The organism is Caulobacter sp. 1776 (genome assembly GCF_040545685.1).
Taxonomy (GTDB): Bacteria; Pseudomonadota; Alphaproteobacteria; order Caulobacterales; family Caulobacteraceae; genus Caulobacter.
The window spans coordinates 196,167-220,788 of record NZ_JBEPMI010000006.1 but is presented as its reverse complement, the minus strand read 5'-3'; the positions used below and the strand labels follow the sequence as shown (position 1 = coordinate 220,788).

The window sequence follows — 24,622 nt, the reverse complement described above, 5'->3', positions numbered from 1 at the left end:
ACGTGGATTCATTACTAGGAGCAGCGGGATGAAATATCCGATCGCTATTGCCGCGGGAATCGCTGGCAGCTTTTTCGTCGCTCAGGCCGCTTCGGCCGCCGGCGGTTTCGAAGACCAAATGGGCCGTTGCCTGCAGCAGTACGCGAACACCCGCGACGCTGCTCAGGTGATGCTGGAGTGCAGCGCCGCCGACGGCAAGCTCTCGGACTGCAAGGTCGTCGACAACAGCGCCGCTGGTAAGGGCTTCGACAAGGCCGCCATGTGCATCGCCGAAAAGCTCCCGATGGGCGCCAAGACCGGCACCGTGAAGGTTCCCTTCCGCTTCCCGGGCGGCGCGTAAGTCTTACGCGCTATACCGTCTAGGGGGAAACAAGACGCCCTCGCCGGGCTCACCGGCGAGGGCGTCTGCTTATCTGGAGCGCCGCAAGTCTTCGCGCTCCATACTTGAGGGCGCCCCGTCAGCCGCCGCGCTTGAGGGTCTCGCGGGCGATAACCAGTTGCTGGATCTGGCTGGTGCCCTCGTAGATGCGGAAGATCCGCACGTCGCGGTACAGGCGCTCGATCCCGTAGTCGGCGACATAGCCCGCCCCGCCGAAGATCTGCACGGCCCGATCGGCCACCCGGCCCACCATCTCCGACGCGAACAATTTCGAGGCCGCCGCCTCCAGGGTGACGTTGACGCCGGCGTCGCGCTTCCTGGCCGTGTCCAGCACCAGGGCCCTGGCGGCAAGGGCCTCGGTCTTGCTGTCGGCGATCATCGCCTGGATCAGCTGAAAGCTGGCGATCGGCTGACCGAACTGCTTGCGTTCGGACGCATAGGCCACGCAGTCGGCGATCAGGCGCTCGGCCACGCCCACGCAGACGGCGGCGATGTGCAGGCGGCCGCGGTCCAGCACCTGCATCGCCACCTTGAAGCCCTCGCCTTCCGCGCCCAGCCGGTTCTCGACCGGCACCCGGACGTTGTCGAAGGTGACGTCGTGGATGTGGGCGCCCTGCTGGCCCATCTTCTTCTCGGGCTTGCTGACCGAGAGGCCGGGCAGGTCACGCGGCACGAGGAAGGCCGAGACCCCGCCCCCGCCCTTCACGTCGGGATTGGTGCGAGCCATTACCGTGAACAGCGACGCCTTGCCGGCGTTGGTGATGAAGCGCTTGCCGCCGTTCAGAACGTAGTGGTCGCCGTCCAGCGTGGCGCGAGTCTGCACGGCGGCGCTGTCGGAGCCCGCCTCGGGCTCGGTCAGGGCGAACGAGGTGACGATCTCGCCGGACGCGATGCCTTCCAGCCACTTGGCCTTCTGGGCGTCGTCGCCGAACATCACCAGGCCCTGGCTGCCGATGCCGACATTGGTGCCGAACACCGAGCGGAAGGCCGGCGAGGCGCGGCCCAGCTCGATGGCCACCAGCGCCTCTTCCTCCATGTTCAGGCCAAGACCGCCGAACTCTTCCGGGATCGACAGGCCGAACAGTCCTAGCGCCTTCATCTCTTCGATGACGTCAGCCGGGACGGCGTCGTCCTCGGCCACCTTGGCCTCGATCGGACGCAGGCGCTCGGCCACGAAGCGGGCGACGGTGTCGATCAGCTGCTCGCGGGTTTCCAGATCGAGGGCCATGCGCTTTGCTTCTCCCGGCTTCAAACGCTTGTTTTGACGCCGACTGTAGCGATGACCCTCGAGAATGGAAGACCCCTAGCTGGCGGCCTTTTCAGCCTGGGCCAGCACGCTCTTGCGCATGCCGTAGGCGAGATAGATCGCCGCCCCGATGCAATGTGCGATCAGGAAGTACTTCTGGGTCTTCAGCGGCAGGCTGTAGAACAGATAGAGACAACCCAGGATGCCGGCGGGCGCGACCACCTGCCAGATCGGCGTCGAGAACACCCGCAGACGGTTCGGCTCGCGCCGACGCAGCACGATCACCGACAGGCCCACGGCGATGAAGGCCGCCAGGGTGCCGGCATTGGCCAGCTCGGCGATGTCCTTCAGCGACAGGAAGCCCGACAGCACCGCCGACAGGGCGCCGGTCAGCAGGGTCATGACCACCGGCGTGCCGGTCTTGGCGTTCACCCGCGACAGGGCGCGCGGCAGCAGGCCGTCGCGGGCCATGACGAAGAAGATCCGGCTCTGGCCGTACATGAAGGCCAGGATCACGGTCGGCAGGGCCACGACGGCGGCCAGGGCCACCAGCTGGGCGATCTTCGGATGGCTGAGGCTCTCGAGGATGAAGACCAGCGGCGCCTCGCTCTTGGAGAACACCTCAGCGCGCGAGGCGCCGATCGCGACGGCGGCGACGATCATGTAGATGGCCGTGCAGGCCGCCATCGAGCCGACGATGCCGATGGTCAGGTCGCGCTTGGGGTTCTTGGTCTCCTCGGCCGCGGTCGACACCGCGTCGAAGCCGTAGAAGGCGAAGAAGATCAGGCTGGCGGCAGCCATGACCCCGACTTTGACGCCGTCAGGACCCGGCGTGGCCGCGAAGCCGTTCGGCATGAACGGCGTGAAATGGCCAGCGTCGAACGACGGCAGGCACAGGATCACGAAGATGATCAGGGCGACGATCTTCACGAACACCAGGACCATGTTGACCGTGGCGCTCTCCTTGGTGCCCAGGGCCAGAAGGCCCGCCACCGCCATCGAGATGATCACCGCCGGCAGGTTGACGATGCCGCCGGCGTGCGGTCCGGCCAGCAGGGCGTCCGGGAAGCCCGCCATCTTGAACAGGCCGTGGGCGTGGGCCGACCAGCCGACGGCGACCGCCGCGCAGACCAGGGTGTATTCGAGGATCAAGCTCCACCCGACGAACCAGGCCACTGGCTCGCCCATGGCGGCGTAGCTGTAGGTATAGGCGCTGCCCGCCGCCGGGATCATGGTCGACAGCTCGGCGTAGCAGAGCGCCGCGCAGGCGCAGACCGCGCCGGCGATCAGAAACGACAGAATGACCCCGGGGCCCGCGAGACCCGCGCCCACGCCGGTCAGCGTATAGATGCCGGTGCCGACGATGGCCCCGACGCCCAGCGCCACCAGATGCGGCCAACTCAGGGTCTTCTTCAGCTGATGGCTGTCCGCGTGCCCCGCGGTGATGGTGTCAATGGCCTTGCGGCGCGTCCAGATACTCAAAACCGGGTCCCTCCCAACGCTTGGAGGGGAACATGGAGTGGGTTTCGCCCCCCGCCAAGCTTGTTCGTTAGAAGAAAATTCTCGTCAGGGCGTAGGCGAGGATGGCGACGGCCACTGTGACCGTTCCCAGCATGATCGCGAGGCGCGGCTTGACCTCCAGCAGGGCCTTGGGCCCCAGCTTGGCCGAGATGGCGCCGACCCCGGCCAGCAGCAGGAAGCTGGAGCAGGTCGCCAGGGTCGTGACCAGCATCGGCGGGATCAATCCCAGTCCGCGTGCTGCGGCGAGAGCCGCGAAGCCCAAGACAAAGAGCGGCGGGGCTTTCAGACCCGAGACGACGCCGCCGCCTTCCTTGCTGCGGGTCAGCATCAAGCCGATCAGGATCACCGCCGGGCCCAGCCAGACGATGCGCGCCAGCTTGGCCAGGGCCGCCGTGCTGGCGGTCTCCGGCGAGACCGACGCCCCCGCGCCGGCCACCTGGGCGACGTCGTGGATCGAGAGGCCGAAGAAGACGCCAGCCTGGTGGGAGGTCAGGCCCAGGGCGTGGGCCAGAGGCGGATAGGCCAGCATGGCCACGGTCGACAGCAGGTTCACCCCGACGATGACCAGGGCGGTCGTGCGTTGGTTGGCCGGACTGGCCGGCGCGGCCTGCGACGCCGCCAGCGCCGCGGAGGCCCCGCAGATCGAGCAGGCGGCGGCGGCGATCAGGGCCTCGGCGACCGGCAAGCCTAGAGCCGTGCCCGCGGCCGCGCCGATAGCCAGGCCGCCCAGCACGACGACGCCGCTGGCCAGGATGGCCGGACCGCCCAGGGCGGCGAACTCGGCCCAGCTGATCTGGGCGCCCATCATGGCCACGCCTAAGCGCAGGCCGGGCTTGGCGAATATGTCGAGGCCGGCGCCCAGCTGGGCCTGCAGGCCCAGCGCGCCCAGCATCATGCCCAGCACCACCGCGATCAGCGGCGCGGGCGCGTGCAGGCTCTGCGCCAGAAGTTTGGTCAGGACGACCAGCAGCACGCCGGCCGCCAGGCCCGGACCCAGGCGGCTCGCGCCAAGCCGAAGCGCGGCGGCGGTCATCCGTGGACCGTCTCGCCGGAGACCGGGGATTTCATAGTTCCTTGGGCGAAGTGCGCATCGGCCTTGGCGCAGCGGTTGGACAGCCGCTCGTTGAGGCGACGAACGGTCTGGCTGCCGGTGCGCTCGAAGGCGAAGGGCAGGATGCCGTGGACGATGCAGGCCAAGCCGGCGCCCAGCAGGGTGAAGCCGAAGCTCCAGGCCACGCCCATGTGCTCGCCATAGGTCTCGCCGACGGACTTCGGGTGACGGGTGAACGACGCGAACATTGGCAGGCCCCTGCATTGCCGAGGCTATCCATGATGGCGACGATTCGAAGAAAGACATTACTGGATTGCGCGCCGATCCGGGCGTAGGGAGAATCCCATTCTTCGATATGTGGGTCCTGGAGATGATTGATCTCGATCAAACCGATCGGCGCATCCTGGCCATTCTCCAGGACGACGCCACGGTCGCCATCGCCGACATGGCCGAGCGGGTCGGCCTGACCCAGACGCCCTGCTGGAAACGGGTGAAGCGCCTGCAAGACGCTGGCGTGATCACCGCCCGCGTCGCCCTGCTGGACCGCGAGGCCCTGGACCTGGGCCTGACCGTGTTCGTGGCCGTGAAGACCGGCCGCCATGACGAGGACTGGCTGACCACCTTCGCGGCGGGGGCCAAGGCCCTACCCGAGGTGGTCGAGTTCTATCGGATGAGCGGCGAGGTCGACTACTTGCTGAAAGTCGTGGTCCGCGACATCGCCGCCTATGACCGGTTCTACAAGCGCTTGATCGCCACCGCGCCGCTCACCGACGTGTCGTCCAGCTTCGCGATGGAGCAGATCAAGTTCACGACGGCGCTGCCGATCTGCCCGACCTGACGGATCGACGCCGCTGTGACGATCCGCACATCCCCGCCCCCGCGATCGGGGCTCTAACCGTGACGCGGCGGAGGCTAGGTCACAACTGGCCAGTCTCCACGCGGACAGAGGACGGTGGGGACCATGACTGGTGTCGTTTCTAGTCCGCGGGCGGATTTCGCTCGGCCGGAGCATGGCTTGCTTCCGGTCGCGCGAGATCCGGCCAAGCGCCTTTTCGACGTCGTGACCGCGTTCGGCCTGCTGGTCTTCTTCGGCCCGCTGCTGTTGCTGGTCGCGGCGCTGATCCGCCTGGAATCGCCCGGCCCCGCGCTGTTCCGTCAGACGCGGGGCGGGCTGAACGGGCGTCCGTTCACGATCTACAAGTTCCGCTCGATGCATTGCCAGGAGAACGGAACGCGGGTCGTCCAGGCCCTGCGTGACGACGATCGCGTCACCCTGGTCGGCCGCTGCATTCGCAAGACCAGCATCGACGAGCTGCCGCAGCTGCTGAACGTGCTGAAGGGCGACATGTCGCTGGTCGGGCCGCGGCCGCACGCCCAGGCTCATGACGCGCAGTACGGCGCGGCGATTCCCGGCTACGCCCTGCGCTTCCGGGCCCGTCCCGGCCTGACGGGCCTGGCTCAGATCCAGGGCCTGCGCGGCGCCACCGCCGACCTCGAGGCCATGGCCCGGCGGGTCAGGGCCGATGTCGCCTATATCGAGACCTGGTCGTTCCTGCGCGACATTCGGATCCTGCTGCTGACCGCGCCGCACCTGCTGGTCGCCGAAAACGCCTACTGAAGCCGCCGGAACCCATGATAACGACGAGTGGGCCTGACCTCCGTCAGAGCTTTTTCGGTTCAGTGACCTCATGGCCCTTGTCGAGATGAACGCGGTCGACGCGGGCGGCTTCCACGGCGTGATCGTCCCGGCCGCCCGGCCGGTGGTGTTCCGGGGCCTGGTGTCGCACTGGCCGGCGGTCGAGGCCGCGCGTCGGGGCGACGAGGCTCTGTTCGACTATCTGGCGCGCTTCGATCGGCAAGAGCCGGTCGGAACCTTGATCGCCCCGCCCGAGGCCGGCGGACGCTTCTTCTATAACGACGCGCTGGACGGCTTCAATTTCCAGAGCGGCCGCGCGCGGCTGGCCAAGAGCTTCGCGTTCCTGCTGGCCAATCGCGATGTCGAGCGGCCCGCGACCCTGGCCGCCCAGTCGATCTCGACCAGCGCCCACCTGCCGGGTTTCAGCGCCGAGAACGTCTCGCCGCTGCTGGAGCCCGAGGTCGAGCCCCTGCTCTGGCTGGGCAATCGGGTGATCGTCGCCGCGCACCAGGATCCGTACGAGAACCTGGCCTGCGTGGTCGCCGGCCGCCGCCGCTTCACCCTGTTTCCGCCCGAGGCGGTGGCCGACCTCTATATCGGCCCGTTCGAGAAAACGCCCGGCGGCCCGCCGATCAGCATGGTCTCGTTCGACGAGCCGGACCTGGAGCGCCATCCGCGCTTCGCCCGGGCCTTGGAGGTCGCCGAGACGGTCGAGCTGGCGCCGGGCGACGCACTCTATATTCCATATCTCTGGTGGCACCACGTGCGCTCGCTGGAGCCCGTGAACCTGCTGACCAACTATTGGTGGGCCCACGCGCCGGCCGGACGCGGCCAGGCCATGGACGCCTTCCTGCATGCGGTACTGGCCTTGCGCGCCCTGCCCGCCCACCAGCGGGCGGCCTGGAAGACGGCCTTCGATCACTATGTGTTCGGCGATTCCGAGGCGGCCACCGCGCACCTGCCCGAAAGCGTCCACGGCATGCTGGGCGATCTGAGCGAGGAAGACGCTCTGCGCATCCGGCGGGTGCTGGGCCAGAAACTGACGGGCTAGGCCTATTCCGGCCAGAGGTCCTGGATGTCGCCCTTGCGGTTCAGCATGTGGGTGGCGCGCTTGATCAGCATCAGCAGGCGCTCCTTCCGGCCTTCCCGGTCGTAGGTCAGGGTCGTGCGGGCCAGGCCTTCCAGCATGAAGCGGGCAAGGTCGCGGCTGGCCTGGAAGCGCGGACCGGCCCCGGCGTGCAGGATCTTCAGGAAGTGGTCGCCGGCCTGGGCGCGGTCGAACTCGGCCTGGGCCGGGGCCAGCAGGGCGTGGATCGCCGGATCGGTGCGGCCGGCCGCCTCCATCTCGGCGAAGGCGGTGAAGGGAACGCTGTGCAGCAGGTCCCAATAGCTGTCGATCGCGTGCTCGGTGACGTCGGCGCCGGGCGGCAGGCTGTCGGCGGCGGCGCGGAATAGCGTCGAGCGCTCGGCCTGGATATGGGCCACGGCGGCCTCGACCAGGGCCTCGCGGGTCGGGAAGTGATAGAGCATCGCCCCGCGCGTCAGGCCGGCCGCGTCGGCGATCGCCGGGTTGGTGGCCGCGTGATAGCCGATCTCGGCGATCAGGCGCATCGCGCAATCCAGAATCCGCGCGCGGGTCTTCTGCGACTTCGGGGTGTCCTTGGCGAGGCGGGCGGCGTCCATCGGGGTGACTTAGTGCGATGCATGTTGCACTGCAACAGGCTTGCCGCTTCCTGGCCAAGGCCAAGCGTCAAAAGGGGTTGCTTGCGGTCCAGATTTTTGACGATCTCGCCGAAACTGCGCAATCCCTAGGCTGACGCCAGGGAAGCCTCGCCCGAAGCCTCGCCTTAATCATCGGTAGATTCGCCGCACCGGCATTTCATTAAAGCGACATGCAATCAGCTTAATCGCCAGCCGTTGGCCGCCATCGCTCCGATCCGGGGACGGAACGATCTCGGCGCTGCAAACGGGGGTTCGACCATGAGCGCCGACGTCGCCGTCCGCCGCTACCGTTCCGTCTTCATCAGCGATCTGCACCTTGGCACGCGGGGATGCCAGGCTGAGCTGCTGCTGGACTTCATCCGCCATATCGAGTGCGACAAGCTCTATCTGGTCGGCGACATCATCGACGGCTGGAAGCTGCGCAGCGGCTGGTACTGGCCGCAGGCTCACAACGACGTGGTGCAGAAGATCCTGCGCATGGCCCGCAAGGGCACCGAGGTGATCTACGTCCCCGGCAATCACGACGACCGGATCCGCGACTTCTGCGGCGTCCACTTCGGCGGCGTGATCGTGGCCCGCGACGTGATCCACGAGGCCGCCGACGGCAAGCGCTACCTGGTCGTCCACGGCGACGAGTTCGACGGCGTCGTCCAGCACGCCAAGTGGCTCGCCTTCCTCGGGGATTGGTCCTATAGAACCATCCTCATGCTGAACACTCTGGTGAATCGCCTCCGGCGTCGCCTTGGGTTCGGTTACTGGAGTCTGTCGGCCTATCTGAAGGTCAAGGTGAAGAACGCGTTGCAGTTCATCGAGAACTTCGAGGCCGCGGTGGCCGACGAGGCTCGACGTCGGGGGGTGGACGGCGTGATCTGTGGTCACATCCACAAGGCCGAGATGCGGGACATCGACGGCGTCAAGTACATCAACGACGGCGACTGGGTGGAAAGCTGCACGGCGCTGGCCGAGCACGCCGACGGCCACCTGGAAATCCTCGAATGGGCCAAGCTGCGCTCGTGGTCGGTGATCGACCGCGCCAGCACGGTCGCGACCTCGATCGACGAGCCCTTGCCGGAGCCGGCCGCCGCCTGATGCGAATTCTGCTTGCGACCGACGCCTGGGAACCTCAAGTCAACGGGGTGGTCCGCACCCTGAGCCGGGTGACCGAGGAACTGCGCGCCCTGGGCCATGAGGTCGACGTCGTCAGTCCGGAACAGTTTCCGACCTTCCCACTGCCGACCTATCCCGAGATCAAGCTGGCCATCGGCGCCTATGAGCCGGTGCAGGAGCGCTTCAAGTCGTTCGAGCCCGAGGCGATCCACATCGCCACCGAGGGGCCGATCGGCCTGGCCGCCCGCCGCATCTGCCTGGAATGGAAGCTGCCGTTCACGACCAGCTACCACACCAAGTTCCCCGAATATGTCTCGGCCCGCCTGCCGCTGCCGCTGGCGGCCGGCTACACCTACATGCGCTGGTTCCACAAGCCGTCGGGCCGTCTGATGGTGGCCACGCCGACCATGCGCGACGAGCTGGCCAAGCACGGCTTCCGCAACCTCTCGCCGTGGTCGCGGGGCGTGGACACCGATATCTTCAAGCCGCGCGCCGAGGGCGACCCCGACCCGTTCGAGGGTCTGGCGCGACCGATCTTCCTCAATGTCGGCCGGGTGGCCGTCGAGAAGAACATCGAAGCCTTCGCCAGCCTCGACCTGCCGGGCACCAAGGTCGTGATCGGCGACGGTCCCCAGCGCGAGGAGCTGGCCGAGAAATATCCCGAGGTGAAGTTCCTGGGCGCCAAGTTCGGCGACGAACTGGCCCGCTACTTCGGGGGAGCGGACGTCTTCTGCTTCCCGTCCCTGACCGACACCTTCGGCCTGGTGATCCTGGAGGCCATGGCCGCCGGCGTGCCGGTGGCGGCCTTCTCGGCTCCCGGCCCGGTCGACATCATTCCCGGCTCCAACGCCGGCGTGCTGGCCCCCGGCCAGACGGACGGCCTGAAGGAAGCCTGCCTGGCCTGCCTGGACCTCGACCGCGCCGTGGTCCGCAAGTTCGCCGAGAAGTTCTCGTGGCGCGCCTGCGCCGAGGAGTTCTTCCGCAACCTGCAGCCCTATCCCGAACCGGAAAAGACCCGGTTCTGGCGCCGCCTGCGCCGCCTGGCCCGCCTGCGCAAGAAAACGGCGGCCTGAGGGCGATTCACGGTTTCAAGGCGGGCTACTTGCCCCCTCCGCGCTGCGCGCTCCTCCCCCGGAGGGGGAAGACGGTTTCCTTCCGCCCCCTCCGGGGGCGAACGGCCGCGAAGCGGCCCGGTGGGGGCAAGGGACATCGGCTTCACGCGGTTCACCGCTGAAGTTGGTGGGGAGGCGACGGAGCGGCCGGGCGAACCCGGAGACCGTGAGTTTGATTTTGCGTTTCGGCTCGCTTGTCCGCTCCGCCAGGTTGTTCTTGCCCGTGAGGATGGGGGGCGTGAGCGTATTTCAGCTCGGGACCCCACGAGCCCCCGGACGGGCGCGGACCAACTGGATCGGCTATTCCGTCTCCAGCTCGGCGATCCACGATAGGCGGCTTTAGATCGATCACCGCCCTGTCGCTCCGCGCTCGGCTAACCCCTCGGCCTTCGTGTGGTCCCGGATCTATCCACGAACAGACCACCACCCGAACCGAGGCGGCGCCCACGCGGCCCCGCTCAACCTATCCCCGCCGCCGCTTTGGGCCGGATCCAAGCGCCCTCCCCTTGCGACGGGGACAGCTATGATTGTGCAGCGGTTCTGAACGCGGATCATTCAGACGCGCGTAAAAGTGAGAAGTGGTTGAATTCGTGGACTTCTATCTCGCGAACGCCGGGGATACAGCCCGCTCAATCCCCGTGATCGCCCCCGAAAATCCCTCTCTCTGAGAGAGAGGGAGGGGCCCATGCGCAGCATGGGAGGGTGAGTGGTTACACCCTCTCAGAACGAAGCTCCCCCTTCACCCGCTCTCCCCGGCGAAAGCCGGGGCCCCGATTCATCCGGAGCGTTTGGGGCTGACGCGCCAACGACCTGATACGAGTCGTCAAACTTGTGGGGTTCGATCTGGGCCCCGGCTTTCGCCGGGGAGAGCGGAAATTGAAAGCCTCCACTTCCGACCTTAACCGACCTGTCGCCCCTACTCCGCCCCGTCCTTCTTCCGCTTGCAGGGCTTCAGGATCACCTTGTCGATCCGCGAACTGTCCATGTCGACGATCTCCAGGTCGAACGCGCCGATCTCGACGTGTTCGCCCTCGACCGGGATACGGCCCAGGCGATCCAGGATCAGACCCGCGACCGTGTGGTAGCCGCCGTTGGCCTCGAAGTTCTCGCCCAGGTGATCGTTCAGTTCCTGGATGTCGAGGCGGGCGTCGATCAGCCAGCTGCCGTCCTCGCGGCGCAGGATGCGCTTTTCGTCGTCCTCGTGGTTTTCCGGGAAGTCGCCGGCGATCATTTCCAGCAGGTCCAGCGGCGTGATCGCGCCCTGCAGCGAGCCGAACTCGTCGACGACCAGGGCCATGTGCAGGCTGGTCTGCTTGAAGACCTGCAGGGCCTTCAGCAGCGACATGGTCTCGGGAATGGCGACCGGCTGCTGGACGTGGGCCTTCAGGTCCAGCGGCTCGCTGCCGAGGCAGGCGTCCAGCAGATCCTTCTTCAGGACGACGCCGACGCCGCCGTCGAGATCGTCGTCGGTGGCCACCAGGATGCGCGAGTGGGCGCTGGCCCGGATCTCGCTGAGCACGGTCTCGGGGCTGTCGGCCAGCGAGACCCAGAACAGGTCGCGGCGCGGGGTCATGGCCACCCGGACCGGGCGATCGCCCAGGCGCAGCACCTCGTTGATCATGGCCCGCTCCTCGGGCTCGATCAGGCCGGCGTCGGCGCCTTCGGCGAGCACCGCTTCCATCTCCTCGGTGGTGACGCCGTTGTTGCGCTCGTCGCGCACGCCCATCAGCTTCAGCACCGCGGCGGTGGAGACGGTCAGCAGCGTCACGAACGGGCGCAGCACCGTGGCCACCACGGCCAGGAACGGCGCCATGCGGCGGGCGATGGCGTCGGGGAACATCAGGGCCAGGCGCTTGGGCACCAGCTCGCCCAGGATCACCGAGACGTAGGTCAGGCCGATGACCACGATCGTCGTGGCGATGCCTTCCGAATATTTGGCGATCGGCGGGAAGCCTTCCAGCCACTTGTCCAGCGCGCCGGCGATGGTCGCCTGGCCGTAGGCGCCGGCGAAGATGCCGATCAGGGTGATGCCGACCTGGACCGCCGACAGGAAGCGCGTCGGATGCTCGGCCATGGCCAGGGCCAGCTTGGCCCCCTTGTCGCCCCGCTCGGCGAAGCCTTGCAGCCGGGCCTTCCGAGCCGAGACGACCGCCAGTTCGGACATGGAGAAGACCCCGTTCAGCAGAACGAGGAGAAAGACGACGACGAGCGCGACGAGGATCATGGCCCTTGGGGGTCGGGGACGCGGGGGGTCGGGGACGCGTCGCCGGACGGCGACCACGGCGGGGCTTGGGGAGCGGCCCGGCGTGTTCACTATACAAAGAAAAACGCCGCAGCCCATAGAGCCGCGGCGCTGATCTTGGGACTTGATCGCCGATTAGGCGGCCGGACGGCCCATGACGGTCTTGCTGTTCACGACGCCCTTTTGGGCTTCGTGCTGGCCGGGGGGCAGCGGGATCAGGCCGCGGCCTTGCAGATAGCCGCCACGACCGGTGGCGGCGTCCGAGGTGAATTCCTTCAGGAATTCTTCCAGGCCCGGCGTAACGCCGATATTGGCCTTCTTCACGTAGATGAAGAGGGTGCGCGACAGCGGGTACGAACCGTCCGAGATGGTCTGGGCCGAGGGACGCACGCCGTTGACCGAGGCGCCCTTGATCTTGTCCATGTTCTCTTCGAGGTACGACCAGCCGAAGACGCCCAGCGAGCCCGGGGTCTTGGTCAGGGTGCCGACGATGGCGTTGTCGTTTTCACCGGCGTCGATCCAGCCATCGTTGCGCAGCGGGTCGACCAGGCCCTTGAACTTCTTCTCGTTGTCCGAGCGGATGGCGTCCAGGGTCGGATACTTGCGGGCGCCGGCCTCGATGGCCAGTTCGACGAAGGCGTCGCGGGTGCCGGAGGTCGGCGGCGGGCCGTAGACCTGGATACGGTTGCCGGGCAGACCGCCGGCCACGTCGTCCCAGTTCTTGTTCGGGTTGGCGATGAATTGACCGCCCTTCAGGACCGTCTTCGAGAGACCCATGTAGAGGTTCTCGGTCTTGAAGTTGTAGTCGGCGCCGTCCTTGTCGGTGGCGATGACGATGCCGTCGAAGCCGATCTTGATCTGGATGATGTCCTTGACGCCCTTGGCGGCGCAGGCGTCGAACTCGGCCTTCTTCATCGGACGCGAGGCGTTGGCGATGTCCGGGAAACCCTCACCGGCGCCCGAGCAGAACAGCTTGATGCCGCCGCCGGTGCCGAGGCTTTCGACCTTCGGGGCTTTCTTGCCCGACTTCTTGGCGAAGTTTTCGGCGGTGCGGGTGGCGAACGGGAACACGGTCGAGGAGCCGGCGGCCCAGACATAGTCGCGGGCGGCGTGGGCGGGGGCGGCGGCCAGGCCCGACAGGGCGACGGCGGCGGCCGCGCAGGACAGGAGCTTCTTCATGATCAATTCCTAGGGAATGAAGCGTCAGGTGAGCGGGCGGGCCATGCGAGCCCGCCCGTAAGCGCGGCGTCTCTTAGAAGTCCAACTGCGCGCGCAGCTGGAACTGCTTGACGTCGTAATCTTGGTTCAGGCCGATGTTGTCGGACTTGCCGTCCGTGTAGTTGGCCTGGAAGCGGACGTACGACGTCGGGTAGTAGTTCACGCCCAGGGTCCAGCCCGTGTACTTGCCGGCTTGCGACGTCGCCGGCTTGACCTTCAGGGTGTCGTAGGCGTCGCCCAGGTCGGCGTAGTCGTAGCGCACGGCCAGTTCCAGACCGCCCATGCCGCCGGCCGTGACCGGGTTCAGGATCTTCGGACGCTTCACTTCGCCGGCGACCGGATCGTAGTTGCGCATTTCGCCGGTCGGCCAGAAGCTGACGAAGGCGTAGCCGACCTTGATCTTCGGGTCGCCGCCGACCGCCGCGCCGCCCGTGCGGGTGACGTCGATGTTCGAGTACTCGCCCTGGACCGAGAACGGGCCGTGGATGAACATGCCTTCGGCGGCCAGCGTCTTGTCGCGGTTGCCGATGCCGCCGGTGGTGTAGAAGGTGGTGCCGTTGGTGTAGGCGGTGTTCGTACGGCCGGTATAGGCGAAGGCGCTTTCGTCCCCGCGGTTGCGGTAGCGGTACGACAGGGCGACGTGCAGCTTGTTGATGTCGCTGTTGATCGGGGCCCAGTGGCCGCGAGCGGTGACGCCGAAGCGCTCCTTGGAGTCGGCGCCGGCGTTGGCGACGTCGGCGCTGTTGATGCTGTTGCCCTGCACGGCCAGCGTCGCCGAGTAGTTGAAGCCCTGGTACTTGGCCACGGCGCTGACCAGATAGCTGTCGACGCCGAAGTCACCGTACGGACCGCGGTCCATGAAGGTGATGAAGCGGGTCGAGGTCAGGTTTTCCAGACCGGCGGCCTTGATGTTCCCGAACAGCAGCGAGACCTGTTCGTTCGGCTTGTACTCGATGACCACGTCGTCCCACGAGGCCGCGCCGCCGTTCACCCAGCCGCCTTCGGCCTTGTAGGCGAAGTAGTTGTTCAGCTTGCCTTCGACGCCCAGGAACACCTGGCGACCGCGCCAGTTGCTGGTCTTGAAGTCGCCACCGGGACCGTCACGGCTGACGTCCTGGTTGACGTAGTCCACCAGGATCCGCCCCCGGAACTTGAACATCACGTCGTCGTTGCTGAACTGCGGAGCGCCGCTCCACTTGTAGCTCATGTCCTGGGCCTGGGCCGCGACGCCCAGACCGAGCGCGAGCGCGACGCCCAGCGCCGTACCGGCGACCAGCGAGGTCTTGGTGCTCATGTGAGATATCCCCTTGAAGGTGCCCCTGCCTCTCTCACCCGGCTGGGCGGGATCAGGATGTTTTGGGGCTTAACGGGGGCGTGTGACGCTTCGGACACCGACTTGTGACAAGCCGATGACAAGTGTTTTCAACCGGTTACCCTGTGTCGTTCCGGCAACAAGTCACTGGCTAGAAAGTCCGTCCACCGACGGAGTCTGGAAGGGCAGCCGGGTTCCCAGTCCAGACCCCGTGGGCTTCACCGAAGTTCGGAAGGAGCGGCCTGTCGCGAGACCGCCCCTTCCTCATTTCAGGTCTAGTACTTCACCCGCAGTTCGATCCCGTAGGTGCGGGGCGGGTTGAAGTTGGCGTAGTCGCCGATCGTGCCGCGGTTGGCCGCGGAGATGCGGTAGATGTGCGACTCGTCCAGCAGATTGCGGGCCCAGAGCGACAGGCTGGCCGAAGCCGCCCCCGCGCCCATGTTGATGTCGGCCAGCGCCAGGTTGCCGTTGACGATGAAGCTGCTGTCGGTCTTCACCGCGACGTGCTGGGTCAGCGCGGCGGTCGGCGAGACGTCGGCGAACTCGGTCTGGAACGCGTACTGGGCGTCGGCGTAGTTGGCGTCCAGGTGGGCGCGGAACGTCATCGAACCGACCGGCTGCTTGAAGTCGACATAGGCCGAGGCGGCATTCGGCGGCGTGTAGACCACGTTCACGGGGAACGGCGTGCCGAGCGGAACGACCGAATTGCCGGCGAACGGGAACGGCGCGGCCGGGATCTTCACGTCGGTGTAGGCGTACGACAGGCCGACGACGACGCTTTCCGAAACCTGAGCGGTGATCTCGGCTTCGAAGCCCTTGATCTTCGATGTGCCCGGCGCGTTGCGGGTTTCCTCGGTGTGGGCGCCCTGGGTCGGGCTGCCCGGGGTGGTGTCGACGTTGTCGAAGTCGATCTGGGTGCCGGTGCGGTCCATGGCGTAGGCGGCCAGGTTCACGCGGAGACGGTTCTGCAGCAGATCCATCTTGGCGCCCAGTTCGTACGACTTGACCTTTTCGGCGTCGAACGGCTGGAAGGTCTGCGAGCGGTCATTGGCGCCGCCGGCGCGGTAGCCGGTCGAGTACTTGGCGTACAGGTTGACGCCTTCGGCCGCGTCGTACGAGACGTTCATCAGCGGGTCGAAGCGGCCCTTGTCGTAGGTGAAGGCGAAGTTCGTGGGCTTGCCGTTGACGACGTAGAGCAGGCCGTCGCGCTTGTCCTTGGTGTAGCGGCCACCGAGCGTCAGGTGCAGCGCTTCCATCGAGGCCGGGGTGTAGGTGCCCTGGCCGTAGACGGCGTAGCTCTCGGCGTCGGCTTCCGAGGCGCGGGTGATGAAGCGCGTGCCGCGCTCCCAGCCGGCGGTCGCGGCCGCGGCCTTCGACGTCCCGGCCGAGGTGCGGATCGTGTAGGCCGTGCCGTCGGCGTTCCAGGCGTTGGTGAACGGCGTGGCGGCCGATTCCTTGGCGTGTTCCTTGAAGTAGTACAGGCCGCCGACATAGGTGAAGTTGTCGCCGAAGTCGCCGACCAGCTGGAATTCCTGGCTGTACTGGTTCTGGTACAGGTCCGATAGGCTGTAGCGGCCGAAGTTGGCGTTCGGCGCGAACACGTTACGGGCCTCGATGCCCGAATTGTCCCACTGATTGGTGGCGACGGCGCGCGCCGCGGTGATCGAGCGCAGCTCCAGGTTCGGCGCGAGGCGGAACTTCAGGGTGGCCGTGGCGCCGCCGGTCTTGTCGACGCTGGGCTGCTGAACCGTGCCGATGTCCGAGACCATCTGACGGTCGGTGTGGACCTTCACCAGCGAGGCCAGCGGGTTGATCGTGCCGGCGGGAGCGCTGGCCGGGCCGGCCTGCACCTCGGCCAGCGTGCGGACGCGCTTGCCATAAGGGTTGTAGTTGACCAGCTGGCTGAAGAACGGGGTGTTCTCGTCCTTCGCATAGTCGACCGCGATCAGGGCGCTGAAGCTGTCGTTCGGCTTGTACAGGCCCGAGATGCGGCCGCCCTTGCGATCGTACTGGTTCCAGCCGGCCTGACCCGCCATCGGGTTCTTCACGGTCGGATCCTGGTGTTGCAGCAGCGCGTCGATCTTGAGCGACAAGCCGTTGAATTCCTGGAAGTCCTGGTGCAGCTCGCCGGTATAGGCGCCGAAGTTGCCGGCGCCGGCCACGATGCGGCCGCCGAACACGCCGGTCGGAGCCTTGCTGACGATGCTCAGGGCGCCGCCTTCGGTGTTACGACCGAACAGCGTGCCTTGCGGGCCGCGCAGCACCTCGATGCGCTCGATGTCCAGCAGGGCGGTGTTCAAGCCCTGCTGGCGGCCCAGATAGACGCCGTCGATATAGACGCCGACGCCTTGGTCGCGGGCGGTCTGGTTGGCGTCGAACGGCACGATGCCGCGGATGCCGACCGTCAGGGCCGACTGGCGGGCCTCGAAGGTCGCGACGCGCAACGAGGGGATCGCGCCGTCCTGCAGGCTGATCAGGCTCTCGGCGTGGCGGTCGGCCATGGAGGTCGCGCTCAGCACGGACACCGCGATCGGCGTCGTCTGCAGGTTCGTCTCACGCTTGGTGGCGGTGATGACGACCTGGTCCAGAGCCGTGGCGTCGCCCGCCGGCGCGGCGTCGGCGGCGTAGGCGGCCGAGCCCATGGCGAAGGTCAGAGCGACGATCGCCGCTCCCCCGAAATAGTTCCGCATTAGGAGTACCCCTGTTTTGGTTGGCCGGGGCAATAGGCCTGAGCGATGATGCTTCAGTGACGCCGCTATGTAGGTTTTGAGACGTGATAAATTTGCGCCACGCCGCGACAGTTCAAATATCGCTGTTCATTCGCGCGACGCGAGAATCTTATGTCGAAGTGTTTCCAAACTGAAACTCGACATCCGCTATGGGATTAAGTCTCGAAAACGCGGCAACGATGTTATCTGCTTGAGCCATTTACACAAATTGCGAGGATCTCGCCCACCACATGACCGCCTATGCTTGCGGTCGCGACGAGCTCAGCCTCCGCGATCAACGGCGGCGGCGCGCTGAAACACGGCGGGCGCGCCAGCGTTCGACGGGCGCGCCCGGGCTCTTCGAGAGGCGGGTTCTAGAGGAGGCGCGTGCGGATGATCTGCGACAGCAGGTCGATCAGCGACACCGCGACCACGATGACCAGCACGATGCAGCCGGTCTGGTCGTACTGGAACGCATTGACGGAATCGAGCAGCACCTGGCCGACGCCGCCGGCCCCGATCAGGCCCAGCACCGTGGCCGAGCGGCTCGACGATTCGAAGCGGTAGAGGGCGTAGCTGGTCCACAGCGGGGCCACCTGCGGGATCACGCCCCAGACGACCTCCTGCAGCTTGCCCGCGCCGGTGGCGCGCACGCCCTCGACGGGACCCTTGTCGATCGACTCGACCGCCTCGGCGAACAGCTTGGCCAGCACGCCGCCGGTGTTGAAGGTCAGGGCCATGACGCCGGCGAACGGGCCCAGGCCCACGGCGGTGATGAAGATCAGCGCCACGACCAGGTCCGGAATCGAGCGGATCAGGTCCAGCACCCGGCGCACCGGTTGCTGGATCCAGACCGGCGTGATGTTGCGCGCGCCCAGCAGGCCCAGCGGGATGGCGACGATGATGGCCAGGAAGGTGCCCCACAGCGCCATCTGGATCGTCTGCCACATCTTGCCGACATAGAGACCCCAGTCGGCGGCCATGAACGCCTTGGGATCGGTGAACGGCGAGAAGAATCCTCGCGCGAACTCCTGCATCCGCCCCGCCTCGGTGAACAGCTGCGGGAACTTGTCGATCTCGGCCGGCTTGAAGCTGACGATCAGCAGCATGGCCACGCCGCCCCAGATCAGGGCGTCGAAGGCCAGCGCCGTGGTCGAACGTTTGGGGGCGGCCGGAAGGGTCTCGCTCATGAAGCGGCTCAGTTGGCGGCGGGCGTGGCGGGCGCGACGAGACCGGCCTTGCCCTCGGCGGCGAGGCGCTCGGCCTTGATGCCGTCGAGGGTCTTCTGAGCGGCGGCGATCTTCGCCTGGTCGCCGGTCTCCTTGGCCAGACCCAGGCCTTCCAGCGCTTCCATCTCGCGGACCACCAGCAGGTGGCTGTCGTCGGCGGGCTTGAAGCCGCCCATCGACAGCTTGGCCAGGTTGGCCCGCTGCCGGGCCGCTTCGGGCGTGTCGCCCTGGCCATAGGTCAGGAAGAACTGGCGCAGCTTTTCCTTGATGACCGGGTCGAGGTCCTTGCGCCAGACGATCGGGTCTTCCGGCAGGGTCGGCGATTCCCAGATCACCTTGACCTTGGCGGTCTTGTTGTCGGCGCGCGCGGCGTTCAGGCGCAGGGCCGTGGTGTTGTTGGTCGAGGCGTCCAGCTTGTGGTTGGCCACGGCCGCCAGGTTGGCGTCATGGCTGGCGCTGAGCACGGTCTTGAAGCAGGTCTCGGGCTTCTTGCCGGCCGGGATGAAGACGTAGGTCATCGGGGCCAGGGTGCCCGAGGTCGACTTCTTGTCGCCGATCCCGAAGTTCAGGGTCTTGTCGCACTTCAGCAGGCCCTCGAGGGTCAGCTTGCTGTCGGCCGGGACGATGATCACCGACTTGTAGCCGTCGGTGCCGGACGGATCGAAGGTGCGGGCGAACACCTCGCCGCCCGAACGGCGCACGGCCTCCAGGCCCGACTGGTTCGAGAACCAGCCCAGGTCGGTCTGCTTGGCGCCCATGGCGACGATCAGCGACGAGTAGTTGGACGAGAAGAACGGCTTCACCTTGAGGCCGGTCTGCTTCTCCATGTCGGCCAGGATGGGCTTCCAGTAGCCCTCCATGTTCTGGGCCGACTCGGTCGACAGGATCGAGAACACCACCGTGTCCTTGGACGCCGGCGTCGAGGGCGCCTTGCCGCACGAGGCCAGGGCCAGGGCGGAGAAGCCGGCGGCGATGGCGAGGGCCGAACGACGGCTGATCATTGGGGAGCTCCTTCCCAGAATACGTCCTCGAATTCCGGGCCGTAGATATCGATGAGTTTTTCACGCTTCAGGCCGGAGGCCGGGCCGTCATAGACCTTCTGGCCGGCCTTCAGGGCCACGACCCGGTCGCAGTAGCGCAGGGCGTAGTCCACCTGGTGCAAGGTGACGACGACCGTCAGGCCGTCGCTTTGATTCAGATCACGCAGGATCTCCATGACCTTGCGCGCCGAGACGGGATCGAGCGAAGCGACCGGCTCGTCGGCGAGAATGATCTTGGCCTTCTGGACCAGGGCCCGGGCGATGGCGCCGCGCTGCTGCTGGCCGCCCGACAGGGTGTTGGCGCGCTGGGCGGCGTAGTCGGCCACCCCGACGCGGGCCAGGGCCGCCATGGCCGCCTCGCGCGTCTCCTTCGGCCAGGCGCCGAACAAGCCGCGGACGAACGGAATGCGGCCCAGCGATCCCAGGGCCACATTGCTGAACAGCGAAAGCCGGCCGACCAGATTGAACTGCTGGGCGATGAAGCCGATGCGGACCCGCGCCTTGCGAACCTGGTCGGAGACCTTGCCCTTGGCCTGCACGGGGCCGCCGAAGGCCGTGATCACGCCCCCCTCTTCCCCTTTGGAACCTTCGTCGATGGTCTGCAGACCGTCGATCGAGCGCAGAAGCGTGGATTTCCCAGAACCCGAAGGCCCAATGAGCGCGATCATCTCGCCCCGAGCGACCTCGAGGGAGACGGTGTCCAGCGCGCGGCGCGACCCGAAGGTCTTCGAGGCGGCGCGGATCGAGAGAACGGGGTCCGACGTCATGGTCGGGGCGAATCCTTAACGTGGTTTCTTGGCTTGGGAAATGCGTTCTCCGGTTTGGTGGAGGTTCGCAATGGATTTGTGACAGCCCGAGCCTCTTATCGGGTTTGTACGGGGCTGTCCGAGCTCGACAAGAGGCTCCGAATTCCACACTTGGCGCGCGTCCAGGCGGCGAAATCGCGTACGCTTTCGCCTGACGCGCTCGCCTGGATCAATTGGTCTCAAAACAGGGCCGCAAAAGAGACTTTACATCCCCGCTCAATGCCCCTATTTCGCACGGCTCCGGCGGACCCGAAGTCCTCTAAACGCTGCTAACGCCGGCCTGGGTTTAACTTCCAACAGGGGGTTACGTGAATTGCGCACGTACCACATGCCCCTGGACCTGGTCCGTGAGCGGTCACCGGAACGTCCCGTCGCACTCGTGCGGCCTGACGCGGTTTCCGTAGCTGCGCGCTGGTTCCAGTCCGAATTTAAAGGCGACGTCTTCTATGCGGTGAAGGCCAATCCTTCGCCGTGGGTGATCCGTGAGCTGGCTGAGGCCGGCGTGCGATCCTTCGACGTCGCGTCGCTGAACGAGATCGAGACGGTGGCCGAACACGCCCCGGGCTCGCGCATGGCCTTCATGCACCCGGTCAAGAGCCGCAAGGCGATCTCGGCCGCGTACTTCGACCACGGCGTGAAGACCTTCTCGTTCGACACCCACGAAGAGCTGGCCAAGATCCTGGACGCCACCGACCAGGCCAAGGACCTCAACCTGATCGTCCGCATGGGCGTGCAGGCCGAGGGCGCGGCCTACAGCCTGTCGGGCAAGTTCGGCGTCGAGAGCCACAACGCTCCCGCCCTGCTGCTGGCCGCCCGTCGCGCCACCCAGGACCTGATGGGCGTCAGCTTCCACGTCGGCAGCCAGTGCATGCGTCCGACGGCCTACCAGGCCGCGATGGCCCAGGCCAGCCGCGCCCTGGTCCGCGCCGGGGTGCTGGCCGATGTCGTCGACGTCGGCGGCGGTTTCCCGTCGATCTATCCGGGCATGGTTCCGCCGGACCTCTCCGAGTACCTGGCGGCCATCGACCGCGGCTTCGCCGAGATGATGGTTCACGAGACCACCGAGCTCTGGTGCGAGCCGGGCCGCGCCCTGGTGGCCGAGGCCTCGTCGCTGCTGGTCAAGGTCGAGCTGAAGAAGGGCGACGCGCTCTATCTGAACGACGGGTCGTACGGCTCGCTGTTCGACGCCGCGCACATGAAGTGGCCCTTCCCGGTCAAGCTGTACCGCAAGAACGGCGAAGTGGTCGAAGAGGGCCTGAAGCCCTTCCGTTTCTACGGCCCGACCTGCGACAGCGTCGACCACATGCCCGGCCCGTTCTACCTGCCGGAAAGCGTCGACGAGGGCGACTACATCGAGATCGGCATGCTGGGCGCCTATGGCGTGGCGATGTCGACCCGCTTCAACGGCTTTGGCGAGACCGACACCGTCGAGGTGCAGGATGCGCCGATGGCCTCGATGTACGGCCTGGCCAAGCGCTCGATCCCGGCGGTCCGCCAGGAGAACGAAGAGCGCAAGATCGTCCGCTTCTCGCGTCCCAAGGGCGCGGCCGGCAAGCGCAAGCGCCGTCGCTGATCTGTCTTCTTTGTTGAGTATGCCCGACCAATAGATCCGCTCTTCCCGGCGAAAGCCGGGACCCAGATGAAACCCAGAGACGCTCCGGCTGAATCTGGGCCCCGGCTTTCGCCGGGGAGAGCGGAAATTGGGGGAGGCGCCTTTACCCCCGCTCAGCGTTATCGCTGGGCGCGAAACCTGTTCTCCACCTGTCGGTCGCTCCGTCCCGGCAGATGGCTCCATCCAACGACGGGCGTCCAAAGTCAGGGAAACCGAAGCGATGAACGCTCCCGTTCCGAACAATACCAAGGCCGAACTGCTCCAGACCGTCGTCGAGCACATCGACATCACGGCGTTCGACGCCCGTCCGATCATCGACTCGATGCGCAAGATGTCGTTCTCGAGCCGCGACACCGCCCGCGCCGCCGACATCTTCAACATGGCCCTGGCCGACAAGGGCTGCTCGCCCTGGCTGATCCTGGCGGGTTCGACCTCGGCCGGCGGCTGCATGCACGTCTACCGCGACATGGTGAAGAACGGCATGATCGACGCGGTGGTCGCCACCGGCGCCTCGATCGTCGACATGGATTTCTTCGAGGCCCTGGGCTTCAAGCACTATCAGGCCGCCGGCCCGGTCGACGACAACGTGCTGCGCGACAACTACATCGACCGCATCTACGACACCTATATCGACGAGGAAGAGCTCCAGAACTGCGATCACACGATCCTGGAGATCTGCAATCGCCTGGAGCCGCGCGCCTACAGCTCGCGCGAGTTCATCTGGGAGATGGGCAAGTGGCTGTCGGAAGGCAACGCCAAGAAGCCCGGCTCGCTGATCCAGACCGCCTATGAAGAAGGCGTGCCGATCTTCTGTCCGGCCTTCGTCGACAGCTCGGCCGGCTTCGGCCTGGTCAAGCACCAGAAGGAGCGCATCGCCGCCAAGCAGCCCTATCTGATGATCGACGCGGTCGCGGACTTCCGCGAACTGACCGACATCAAGATCGCGGCCGGCACCACGGGCCTGTTCATGGTCGGCGGCGGCGTGCCGAAGAACTTCGCCCAGGACACCGTCGTCTGCGCGGAAATCCTCGGCGTCGAGGCCGACATGCACAAGTACGCCGTCCAGATCACGGTCGCCGACGTCCGCGACGGCGCCTGCTCGTCGTCGACGCTGAAGGAAGCCGCTTCGTGGGGCAAGGTCTCGACCACCTACGAACAGATGGTCTTCGCCGAAGCCACCACCGTGGTGCCGCTGATCGCCTCGGACGCCTATCACCGCGAAGCCTGGAAGGGCCGCGAGAAGCCGCGTTGGAACAAGCTGTTCGGCAAGTAAGCTTGATCCGTCCACGCTGAAAATGCAGGGTCCCTGAAGTTGCTTCGGGGACCCTTTTTCATGCGCGCTTCGTGGTTCGCCGGCCTGGCCGTCCTCGCCCTGACCGGCTGCGCCACCCTGAGCGGCGACGCGCCGGCCGACCGCTACCTGGCCAAGGGCGCCTATGACGCGCGCGACCACCTGGGGCCGCCGCCCGCCAAGGACTCGCCCGAGGCGGAGAAGGACCGCCAGATCTTCCTGGCCACCCGCGGGCTGAAGGACACCCCGCGCTGGTCGCTGGCCCAGGCCGACAATGTCGAGGAGAACGTCCTCGGGGCCTATGCCTGCGCCCTCGGCTACACCCCGACTCGCCAGAGCAATCCGAAGCTGGCCGCCATGCTGCTGCGGATGAGCCGCGACGTACGCTCGGCGGTGACCGGTCCGAAGCTGAAATACCGCCGTCCCCGCCCCTATCTCTCGGCGCCCGGTCCGATCTGCGTGAAGCGCAGCCCGGGCCTGACCCTGTCGCCCGACTACCCGTCCGGCCACGCGACCTGGGGCTGGTCCGTCGGCCTGTTGCTGGCCGAGGCCGCCCCCGACCGCGCCGAGGCGATCCTGGCCCGCGCCCGCGGCTTCGGCGAAAGCCGGGTCGTCTGCGGCGTCCACAACGCCAGTTCCGTGGAGGCCGGCCGCAAGAATGCCGAGAACCTGTTCGCCGCCCTGTGGAGCTCCGAGGCGTTCAAGGCCGACCTGGCCGGCGTGCGGGCCGAACTCGATACGGCCCGGGCCGCCGCGACGCCGCCGGACCCGGCGCGCTGCACGGCCGAGGCCAATCTGATCGGCGCGCCGCTTCTCTAGCGCGACATCGGCGCATGGTTGCGCGAGGACGCGCGGCCCTCTACCTCTTGGCCATGGCCCATACCGGTTCCGCCTGCGAACACGATCACCACCATCACGGCGTCGCCGGCGCCGCGCTCGCGGCCGAGCTGGACGCCGCCGAGGTCCGCTGCACGGCCGCCGACCAGCGCCTGACCGCGCCGCGCCGCCGGGTGCTGGAGCTGCTGCTGCAAGCCGGCCAGCCGGTGAAGGCCTACGACCTGATCTCCACCTTCGGGGGCGACGGTCCGCCGGCCAAGCCGCCGACCGTCTATCGCGCCCTCGATTTCCTGGAAAAGCAGGGCTTCGCCCACCGGATCGAGAGCCTCAACGCCTATGTCGCCTGCCGCAAGGAGGCCGACGGCCACGCCGCCGCCTTCCTGATCTGCGACTGCTGCGGCGCCACCCGCGAGATCGAGCCCAAGGCCAGCGCCGAGATCATCGCCGCCGGCGCCGCGGCCGGCTACGCCCTGACCGCCGTGACCATCGAGGCGCACGGCCTCTGCGCCGACTGCCGGAACTAGGCCGGGCGCTGCCTGGTTGTCTTCTCGCG

General features: G+C 66.9%; 22 protein-coding genes and 1 pseudogene. 10 read left to right on the top strand and 13 right to left on the bottom strand.

Translation table 11 applies throughout. The features are described 5' to 3' along the window. Window positions 1-28: 28 nt before the first annotated feature. Window positions 29-340 (top strand): hypothetical protein, encoded by a 312-nt coding sequence (locus tag ABIC66_RS17205; RefSeq protein ID WP_354071523.1) that lies wholly within the window; start codon window positions 29-31, stop codon window positions 338-340. A 118-nt stretch (window positions 341-458) separates the two neighbouring features. Here the strand turns inward: ABIC66_RS17205 and ABIC66_RS17200 are convergent, their stop codons facing one another. From ABIC66_RS17200 to ABIC66_RS17185, 4 genes are all read right to left on the bottom strand, one after another. Next, window positions 459-1,607: an acyl-CoA dehydrogenase family protein gene (locus tag ABIC66_RS17200; RefSeq protein WP_354071521.1), complete on the bottom strand. Its 1,149-nt coding sequence runs from the start codon at window positions 1,605-1,607 to the stop codon at window positions 459-461. A gap of 75 nt (window positions 1,608-1,682) precedes the next feature. Next, on the bottom strand, window positions 1,683-3,107 hold the full coding sequence (locus ABIC66_RS17195; protein WP_354071519.1) for an amino acid permease: 1,425 nt from the start codon (window positions 3,105-3,107) through the stop codon (window positions 1,683-1,685). Window positions 3,108-3,174: 67 nt separating this feature from the next. Then, a complete protein-coding gene (locus ABIC66_RS17190; protein WP_354071518.1) occupies window positions 3,175-4,179 on the bottom strand; it encodes a putative sulfate exporter family transporter in 1,005 nt (334 codons plus the stop codon). After that, a complete protein-coding gene (locus ABIC66_RS17185; protein WP_354071516.1) occupies window positions 4,176-4,445 on the bottom strand; it encodes a DUF6356 family protein in 270 nt (89 codons plus the stop codon). Before ABIC66_RS17185 ends, ABIC66_RS17190 begins: the two co-directional genes overlap by 4 nt. A 122-nt stretch (window positions 4,446-4,567) precedes the next feature. Here ABIC66_RS17185 and ABIC66_RS17180 point away from each other — a divergent pair, with 122 nt between their 5' ends. The 3 genes from ABIC66_RS17180 to ABIC66_RS17170 all read left to right on the top strand — a co-directional run bounded on the left by ABIC66_RS17180 (window position 4,568) and on the right by ABIC66_RS17170 (window position 6,884). After that, window positions 4,568-5,035 carry an Lrp/AsnC family transcriptional regulator gene (locus tag ABIC66_RS17180; protein WP_502910365.1) on the top strand — a complete coding sequence of 156 codons (468 nt, stop codon included), beginning with the start codon at window positions 4,568-4,570 and terminating at the stop codon, window positions 5,033-5,035. A 123-nt stretch (window positions 5,036-5,158) separates the two neighbouring features. After that, window positions 5,159-5,815: an exopolysaccharide biosynthesis polyprenyl glycosylphosphotransferase gene (locus tag ABIC66_RS17175; RefSeq protein WP_502910364.1), complete on the top strand. Its 657-nt coding sequence runs from the start codon at window positions 5,159-5,161 to the stop codon at window positions 5,813-5,815. Window positions 5,816-5,885: 70 nt separating this feature from the next. Then, complete coding sequence (locus tag ABIC66_RS17170) at window positions 5,886-6,884, top strand: cupin-like domain-containing protein (protein WP_354071511.1); 999 nt, start codon at window positions 5,886-5,888, stop codon at window positions 6,882-6,884. Window positions 6,885-6,886: 2 nt separating this feature from the next. On the opposite strand, the gene ABIC66_RS17165 is transcribed toward ABIC66_RS17170, so the two are convergent. After that, complete coding sequence (locus ABIC66_RS17165; RefSeq protein WP_354071510.1) at window positions 6,887-7,516, bottom strand: TetR/AcrR family transcriptional regulator; 630 nt, start codon at window positions 7,514-7,516, stop codon at window positions 6,887-6,889. A 297-nt stretch (window positions 7,517-7,813) separates the two neighbouring features. Between ABIC66_RS17165 and ABIC66_RS17160 the strand changes: the two genes are divergently transcribed. Together ABIC66_RS17160 and ABIC66_RS17155 are read left to right on the top strand one after the other, a co-directional pair. Continuing rightward, the gene (locus tag ABIC66_RS17160) at window positions 7,814-8,644 is read left to right on the top strand and encodes a UDP-2,3-diacylglucosamine diphosphatase (RefSeq protein ID WP_354071508.1); all 831 of its coding nucleotides are present in this window, start codon (window positions 7,814-7,816) and stop codon (window positions 8,642-8,644) included. Beyond that, window positions 8,644-9,735, top strand: a complete 1,092-nt coding sequence (locus ABIC66_RS17155) for a glycosyltransferase family 4 protein (protein ID WP_354071507.1) — start codon at window positions 8,644-8,646, stop codon at window positions 9,733-9,735. The genes ABIC66_RS17160 and ABIC66_RS17155 overlap by 1 nt, the downstream gene beginning before the upstream one ends. Window positions 9,736-9,767: 32 nt before the next feature. Here the strand turns inward: ABIC66_RS17155 and ABIC66_RS24255 are convergent. The 8 genes and pseudogenes from ABIC66_RS24255 to phnC all read right to left on the bottom strand — a co-directional run. Next, window positions 9,768-9,881: pseudogene (locus ABIC66_RS24255) on the bottom strand (hypothetical protein); the annotation flags it as partial. Between the two features lie 809 nt (window positions 9,882-10,690). Continuing rightward, window positions 10,691-11,998: a hemolysin family protein gene (locus tag ABIC66_RS17150; protein WP_354071506.1), complete on the bottom strand. Its 1,308-nt coding sequence runs from the start codon at window positions 11,996-11,998 to the stop codon at window positions 10,691-10,693. 153 nt (window positions 11,999-12,151) lie between these two features. Next, entirely contained in the window at window positions 12,152-13,195 is a 1,044-nt protein-coding gene (locus ABIC66_RS17145; protein ID WP_354071504.1) for a substrate-binding domain-containing protein, read from the bottom strand. Between the two features lie 73 nt (window positions 13,196-13,268). Continuing rightward, window positions 13,269-14,528 (bottom strand): OprO/OprP family phosphate-selective porin, encoded by a 1,260-nt coding sequence (locus ABIC66_RS17140; protein WP_354071502.1) that lies wholly within the window; start codon window positions 14,526-14,528, stop codon window positions 13,269-13,271. Between the two features lie 293 nt (window positions 14,529-14,821). Continuing rightward, entirely contained in the window at window positions 14,822-17,236 is a 2,415-nt protein-coding gene (locus tag ABIC66_RS17135) for a TonB-dependent receptor (protein ID WP_354071500.1), read from the bottom strand. A gap of 392 nt (window positions 17,237-17,628) precedes the next feature. Further along, window positions 17,629-18,444 carry a phosphonate ABC transporter, permease protein PhnE gene (phnE, locus tag ABIC66_RS17130; RefSeq protein WP_354071498.1) on the bottom strand — a complete coding sequence of 272 codons (816 nt, stop codon included), beginning with the start codon at window positions 18,442-18,444 and terminating at the stop codon, window positions 17,629-17,631. Between the two features lie 8 nt (window positions 18,445-18,452). Next, complete coding sequence (phnD, locus tag ABIC66_RS17125; RefSeq protein ID WP_354071496.1) at window positions 18,453-19,484, bottom strand: phosphate/phosphite/phosphonate ABC transporter substrate-binding protein; 1,032 nt, start codon at window positions 19,482-19,484, stop codon at window positions 18,453-18,455. Beyond that, window positions 19,481-20,290, bottom strand: coding sequence for a phosphonate ABC transporter ATP-binding protein (phnC, locus tag ABIC66_RS17120; RefSeq protein ID WP_354071494.1), 810 nt, complete (start codon window positions 20,288-20,290; stop codon window positions 19,481-19,483). Before phnC ends, phnD begins: the two co-directional genes overlap by 4 nt. Before the next feature lie 352 nt (window positions 20,291-20,642). On the opposite strand from phnC, the gene ABIC66_RS17115 reads away from it, so the two are divergent. The 4 genes from ABIC66_RS17115 to ABIC66_RS17100 all read left to right on the top strand — a co-directional run bounded on the left by ABIC66_RS17115 (window position 20,643) and on the right by ABIC66_RS17100 (window position 24,593). Then, window positions 20,643-21,902: a type III PLP-dependent enzyme gene (locus ABIC66_RS17115; RefSeq protein ID WP_354071493.1), complete on the top strand. Its 1,260-nt coding sequence runs from the start codon at window positions 20,643-20,645 to the stop codon at window positions 21,900-21,902. A gap of 259 nt (window positions 21,903-22,161) precedes the next feature. Beyond that, window positions 22,162-23,214: a 1,9-bis(guanidino)-5-aza-nonane synthase gene (locus tag ABIC66_RS17110; RefSeq protein ID WP_354071492.1), complete on the top strand. Its 1,053-nt coding sequence runs from the start codon at window positions 22,162-22,164 to the stop codon at window positions 23,212-23,214. 60 nt (window positions 23,215-23,274) lie between these two features. Further along, entirely contained in the window at window positions 23,275-24,051 is a 777-nt protein-coding gene (locus ABIC66_RS17105) for an acid phosphatase (RefSeq protein WP_354071490.1), read from the top strand. Window positions 24,052-24,104: 53 nt separating this feature from the next. Then, the gene (locus tag ABIC66_RS17100; RefSeq protein WP_354071996.1) at window positions 24,105-24,593 is read left to right on the top strand and encodes a transcriptional repressor; all 489 of its coding nucleotides are present in this window, start codon (window positions 24,105-24,107) and stop codon (window positions 24,591-24,593) included. The last annotated feature ends 29 nt before the right edge of the window (window positions 24,594-24,622 follow it).

What these genes read in the sequence shown, in the direction of transcription:
- ABIC66_RS17205 (WP_354071523.1), top strand. Translation starts at nt 29, where the DNA reads ATGAAATATCCGATCGCTATTGCCGCGGGAATCGCTGGCAGCTTTTTC.
- ABIC66_RS17200 (WP_354071521.1), bottom strand. Translation starts at nt 1,607, where the DNA reads ATGGCCCTCGATCTGGAAACCCGCGAGCAGCTGATCGACACCGTCGCC.
- ABIC66_RS17190 (WP_354071518.1), bottom strand. Translation starts at nt 4,179, where the DNA reads ATGACCGCCGCCGCGCTTCGGCTTGGCGCGAGCCGCCTGGGTCCGGGC.
- ABIC66_RS17185 (WP_354071516.1), bottom strand. Translation starts at nt 4,445, where the DNA reads ATGTTCGCGTCGTTCACCCGTCACCCGAAGTCCGTCGGCGAGACCTAT.
- ABIC66_RS17180 (WP_502910365.1), top strand. Translation starts at nt 4,568, where the DNA reads ATGATTGATCTCGATCAAACCGATCGGCGCATCCTGGCCATTCTCCAG.
- ABIC66_RS17175 (WP_502910364.1), top strand. Translation starts at nt 5,159, where the DNA reads ATGACTGGTGTCGTTTCTAGTCCGCGGGCGGATTTCGCTCGGCCGGAG.
- ABIC66_RS17170 (WP_354071511.1), top strand. Translation starts at nt 5,886, where the DNA reads ATGGCCCTTGTCGAGATGAACGCGGTCGACGCGGGCGGCTTCCACGGC.
- ABIC66_RS17165 (WP_354071510.1), bottom strand. Translation starts at nt 7,516, where the DNA reads ATGGACGCCGCCCGCCTCGCCAAGGACACCCCGAAGTCGCAGAAGACC.
- ABIC66_RS17160 (WP_354071508.1), top strand. Translation starts at nt 7,814, where the DNA reads ATGAGCGCCGACGTCGCCGTCCGCCGCTACCGTTCCGTCTTCATCAGC.
- ABIC66_RS17155 (WP_354071507.1), top strand. Translation starts at nt 8,644, where the DNA reads ATGCGAATTCTGCTTGCGACCGACGCCTGGGAACCTCAAGTCAACGGG.
- ABIC66_RS17150 (WP_354071506.1), bottom strand. Translation starts at nt 11,998, where the DNA reads ATGATCCTCGTCGCGCTCGTCGTCGTCTTTCTCCTCGTTCTGCTGAAC.
- ABIC66_RS17145 (WP_354071504.1), bottom strand. Translation starts at nt 13,195, where the DNA reads ATGAAGAAGCTCCTGTCCTGCGCGGCCGCCGCCGTCGCCCTGTCGGGC.
- ABIC66_RS17140 (WP_354071502.1), bottom strand. Translation starts at nt 14,528, where the DNA reads ATGAGCACCAAGACCTCGCTGGTCGCCGGTACGGCGCTGGGCGTCGCG.
- ABIC66_RS17135 (WP_354071500.1), bottom strand. Translation starts at nt 17,236, where the DNA reads ATGCGGAACTATTTCGGGGGAGCGGCGATCGTCGCTCTGACCTTCGCC.
- phnE (WP_354071498.1), bottom strand. Translation starts at nt 18,444, where the DNA reads ATGAGCGAGACCCTTCCGGCCGCCCCCAAACGTTCGACCACGGCGCTG.
- phnD (WP_354071496.1), bottom strand. Translation starts at nt 19,484, where the DNA reads ATGATCAGCCGTCGTTCGGCCCTCGCCATCGCCGCCGGCTTCTCCGCC.
- phnC (WP_354071494.1), bottom strand. Translation starts at nt 20,290, where the DNA reads ATGACGTCGGACCCCGTTCTCTCGATCCGCGCCGCCTCGAAGACCTTC.
- ABIC66_RS17110 (WP_354071492.1), top strand. Translation starts at nt 22,162, where the DNA reads ATGAACGCTCCCGTTCCGAACAATACCAAGGCCGAACTGCTCCAGACC.
- ABIC66_RS17105 (WP_354071490.1), top strand. Translation starts at nt 23,275, where the DNA reads ATGCGCGCTTCGTGGTTCGCCGGCCTGGCCGTCCTCGCCCTGACCGGC.
- ABIC66_RS17100 (WP_354071996.1), top strand. Translation starts at nt 24,105, where the DNA reads ATGGCCCATACCGGTTCCGCCTGCGAACACGATCACCACCATCACGGC.